Source organism: Rhodopirellula sp. UBA1907 (assembly GCF_002337565.1).
GTDB lineage: Bacteria > Planctomycetota > Planctomycetia > Pirellulales > Pirellulaceae > Rhodopirellula > Rhodopirellula europaea.
On record NZ_DDGH01000101.1, the window covers coordinates 55,978 to 60,217 of the forward strand.

Genomic DNA, 4,240 nt, shown 5'->3' on the forward strand with positions numbered 1-4,240 from the left:
CGAACGGGTGAATCATGCTGTGGGTTCCGCCCGCCAACATCGCATCGGCTTCACCGCGACGGATGATTTCGGTGGCTTCTCCGACCGCTTGGCTGCTGGCCGCACATGCGGTGAGACAGTTGAAGTTAGGGCCTTGCGCGTTGAAACGAGCGGCGAGGTGAGCCGCGGGCATGTTCGGTTCTTGTTCCAGTTCTTTGGCTGGATCGAGCAGACTCAATCCGGCGGCAATGAACTTGGTCGGGTCGTAGGTTCCATCGGCAAGTGCCGCGACCATCATTTTGCTGAACGTGTTGAAGTCTTGGTTGCCTTCACCACTGCCCAAATAAACGCCGATCCGCGTGGGATCCTTGATCGACGACAGAACGCCGCTGTCCTTCATCGCTTGAGTGGCAGCCGCGATCGCGAATTGGGTGTGACGTCCGCGTTGGACGTGTTTTTCACCGTCTTCAACCGCTTTGGTGATGTCCCAGTTTTTGATTTCCGCACTGATGCGAGTGGGGAAACCGCTGGCGTTGAACAGCGTCGTTGGCGCAACGCCACTGCCGCTTTCCTGAAGGCCAGACCAAACGGTGGCGACATCCCAACCCATTGGGTTGATCATACCGATTCCGGTGACGACGACTCGGCGACGCGACGACATGGACGTTTACAGATTTTCGTGAAAAGGAATCGGTTCTCCGTCAGCCGTGACGGCGACGTGAAAGAAGTTCATCATCCGCATCATGGCCAGCAAATCGCCAGGATTGAAGAGCGGTCCATCGATTAAATGGCCTTCCTCGAGGAAGGCAAACATCAAATCAACTTCGGCTTGCAATTCGCCATCGCAGTGGCTGGTACCGGTGACGGTTGCGCCGCTGTCCTGGGTGCGTTCCAGTTTGACATGGTACTGCAACGAATCGCCAGGTCGCGCCGGTGCATAGTACTTGGCACTGCCGACCTTGGCCAAAACGACCCGTTTGGTAAATCCAAATTTCTCGTGCACAAGGATCCCGCCCAGTTGAGCGAGACCCTCGATGATGAGAGTTGGCGGAAGCATCGTGTAACCGAGGCAGTAATCGTCAACGACCTCTTCGTCCAACGCGACGTTCTTCACGCCGGACGCATGAGAACCGCTCACAAATTCGGTGAAGCGATCCACCCAAAACCATCGCATGGCAGGCTGCCTTCGGTTGTTACGCGGATGCTTACTGGTTGACTTTGCTGTCGACGTAATTGCACAAGTCGCCAACGGTCAACAAGTTGCCGAAGTCTTGAACCCGTGGGTTTTCTTGGAATTTTGACAAGTCGGCCCAAGGCATCCGTTTCTTCAGTTCGGCCATTCCGTCGGCGGTGACAACACCGTCTTGAACGTATTGGCTGTTCGTCAGAATGTCTTCCGGCGACAATTCTTCGCGAGGGATTTGGATGTCGAAAGCTTTTTCGAGCTTGAACACGATGTCCAAGAAGTCGATTGATTCGGCACCGAGATCGCCCACCAAAGTGGCATCGCGAGTGGTTTCGTCGTCATCGACACCCAATGCGTCAACGAGAGCTTCTTGGACCTTGGTGAAAATTTCGTCTTCTGAGAGCGCCATCGTGCGTTCCTAATCCTAAATGTGTTTCAAACAGAGTGAGGGGTCATGGTCGGCGATATGTTCTCGCCGGGACGACGCAGGGCCATCGCGGCGGGTGAGTCGCTGAACAAGGAAAAAAATTGCTCGCGAGAGAGTCGTTGAACGTCCGCGTCGGTACCAAGATGTTCTGGGTCGCCACTAGAGCAGCTCTCGAGGACCAAGCGAGCCGAAACAGTCGTTCGGTCGCCTTTGCGGGCTTTGGCTTTGACAATCGTCAACGCACCGTCGCGTTTGAATATCTCCGCTTCCACTGTCAGCGTCTCACCAGGCGATAAAAAATCACCAAACTTGACGCTTTTGGCTTCGCGAAGAAGTACTAAGGCAGAATCAAAATCAGGCGACATTCGGATCAACCACACGGCGGCTTGGTGCAATGCTTCGAGCATCATCACGCCGGGCATGACGGGGAACCGCGGGAAATGGTCGGCTAAGTATTCTTCGTTTGCCGCCAAAGTTCGTTCGCCGACCAAGCGTTGGCCGGGTGTCAGTTCGGTAATTCGGTCGATTTGGCGGTATTTCATGCCGCGTAACTTAGTACCCCGCCCAAAACGCCTCAACCATAGAATCGGCACAGAATTGCACCGAAGCGGTCGAATTGGGCAAATTCTACCCAGCGGAGGCTCACATTCGGGTGCTGGTGCCCTTCGTCAGAGCCATGAAGGCTGATTCCAGGTCGAGTTCTTCCTCGGCGAAACGCTTCAGGCCAATGCCGTTTTCAATCAGCAGTTTGGGCAATTCGCTGTAATCGTCCGTGTCGCTATTGAGGATCACCCGAACGGCGTCATCACCCGGCTGAGTCGATTGGACCAATGGATGGCCCTGGAAAAGCTCCGCGATTCGTGACATCTGTTCGCGTTGGCTCGGTTGGATGATCAACACGGTGTGTTCGCGGACCATCCGGATGACTTCGGTGACGCGAGCGTTCTGCTTGAGTTCACCGCGGTCGATGATTCCGACCTTGTTACAAACGTCAGCCAATTCCGGCAGGATGTGGCTGCTGACGATGACAGTCTTGCCCATTTCGCCAAGACGACGCAGCAGGTTCCGCATCTCAATCCGAGCTCGCGGGTCGAGTCCCGAAAGTGGCTCGTCGAGCAGCAGCACTTGAGGATCGTGCAGCAGCGTTCGCGCCAGCCCAAGACGTTGGGTTTGTCCGCGAGAAAGCGTGTTGGCGTAGGCGTCCCGTTTGAAGTCCAAATCGACGACTTCCAGCATTTCGTTAACGCGTTTACGTCGATCGGTCCCGCCGATCCGGTACGAAGCGGCGAAGAATTCGAGGTACTCGACCACGGTCATATCGTCGTACACGCCAAAGAAGTCGGGCATGTAGCCGACCAACCGGCGGATTTCCTTGGGCTGCGTATGGACGCTGTGGCCGCACACGTAAGCCTCGCCCCAGCTGGGTTCCAACAGCGTGGCGATGATCCGCATCGTCGTCGTTTTGCCAGCTCCATTGGGGCCGATGAAACCGAACAGGTCGCCCGCTTCCAGGTCCAAATCAATGGCGCGGATCGCGAATGCGTCGCCGTATTTTTTCGTCAGGTCAACTGTCTTGATCACGAGCCGGCACGATGCAGAACAAGGGAAACAAACGGGGGAATTCGATCAACGCCGGACTTCTTCGACCGGCAAAACCAAACGGACATAGGAATTGGATTGCTCAGGCGTCGCGAGCGATTCAGCGGCTTCGGAAGCGTCATCCGAGTCGGGCGATTCCGTCGTCACGACCAACTCCGACCAAGGCGTCTTGCAACGTCCAATCAAAATGCAGCGGTCAGCCGTCAACAAAGAACTGAAATCCAAATGGCCGAGGACCTCGTTGCGAAGGACTGTGTAGCGAGGCCCACCGACGGCATCATGGAACATCAGCATCTCTGCCAAACGACGCGGTTGATCGACCATCGTCACGTCCCACGACTCGCCTTCGGAAGCACTTTCCAAAGCTCGTTGTCGCGACAATTGCCAGCGGAAGTTCTTTTGACGAAGGGAGTCGACTTCGTCAATTCGCGAACCAGCGGGCAAGCGAGTGGGCAGCAGGTAAACCCAGTTTTGATAGATCAACATGCCGTCGAGCAAGTCGACCGGCAATGTGTTGACGAGTTCTCCATTGAGTAATTCGCTGCCGCGTCGACGCTTGAGTGTTTGTTTCGGCAGGTCAGTCGAAAACTGTGTCTGCAGTGCGATCGACTTGCTGCTCCGTGGCGACAGTCGCATCCCGCCGATCTGGCTGCTCAGCGGTGATGCTGGACCGGCTTGTTTCAGTAAAACGCCGCAGGATTTTCCTGACGACTCGATTTGAATGCCGCCCATCGCCAAGCTGGGCGTCCCAAACGGCGCCAGGACTTGATGATGGAATTGGTCAGCGACCGCTTTGGATTCTGCCGTGGTACGAGTGGCAATTCGAATGCGATTGGATGGGTGCGAGTAGATGAACGACCATCGAAACAGCCGGCCAAACCCGGACTGGGCATCGATGTCGACGAACTCGATCGAGTTGGTCCGCAGCAACGCGTCGTCGGCCGCGGGTTGGCTGGCCTTCGATGCGTCAGTCGATTTCGCGTCCGCCGGTTGCCGGGGTTGAGCCGCCATCCAAAGTCCGATCGACAGAGCGACGGAGACTGTGGGAT

The 4,240-nt window shown here is 56.1% G+C and carries 5 protein-coding genes and 1 pseudogene; all 6 read right to left on the minus strand.

Annotated features, from left to right (window positions below; translation table 11 throughout):
• A partial coding sequence (locus tag B2R17_RS25120) for a beta-ketoacyl synthase N-terminal-like domain-containing protein (protein ID WP_286766171.1) occupies positions 1–640 on the minus strand: 640 nt, incomplete at its 3' end.
• A 6-nt stretch (positions 641–646) separates the two neighbouring features.
• Positions 647–1,153, minus strand: coding sequence for a 3-hydroxyacyl-ACP dehydratase FabZ family protein (locus tag B2R17_RS25125; RefSeq protein WP_008660545.1), 507 nt, complete (start codon positions 1,151–1,153; stop codon positions 647–649).
• Between the two features lie 31 nt (positions 1,154–1,184).
• Complete coding sequence (locus tag B2R17_RS25130; RefSeq protein ID WP_007326692.1) at positions 1,185–1,574, minus strand: acyl carrier protein; 390 nt, start codon at positions 1,572–1,574, stop codon at positions 1,185–1,187.
• Positions 1,575–1,600: 26 nt separating this feature from the next.
• Positions 1,601–2,134, minus strand: a complete 534-nt coding sequence (locus B2R17_RS25135; protein ID WP_007326693.1) for a 3-hydroxyacyl-ACP dehydratase FabZ family protein — start codon at positions 2,132–2,134, stop codon at positions 1,601–1,603.
• 100 nt (positions 2,135–2,234) lie between these two features.
• Positions 2,235–3,173, minus strand: a complete 939-nt coding sequence (locus tag B2R17_RS25140; RefSeq protein WP_007326694.1) for an ABC transporter ATP-binding protein — start codon at positions 3,171–3,173, stop codon at positions 2,235–2,237.
• Positions 3,174–3,218: 45 nt separating this feature from the next.
• Positions 3,219–4,240, minus strand: a pseudogene (locus B2R17_RS25145) (hypothetical protein); the annotation flags it as partial.

Excerpts from the sequence above, each read along its gene's own strand:
- B2R17_RS25125 (WP_008660545.1), bottom strand. The coding sequence starts at position 1,153 with ATGCGATGGTTTTGGGTGGATCGCTTCACCGAATTTGTGAGCGGTTCT.
- B2R17_RS25130 (WP_007326692.1), bottom strand. The coding sequence starts at position 1,574 with ATGGCGCTCTCAGAAGACGAAATTTTCACCAAGGTCCAAGAAGCTCTC.
- B2R17_RS25135 (WP_007326693.1), bottom strand. The coding sequence starts at position 2,134 with ATGAAATACCGCCAAATCGACCGAATTACCGAACTGACACCCGGCCAA.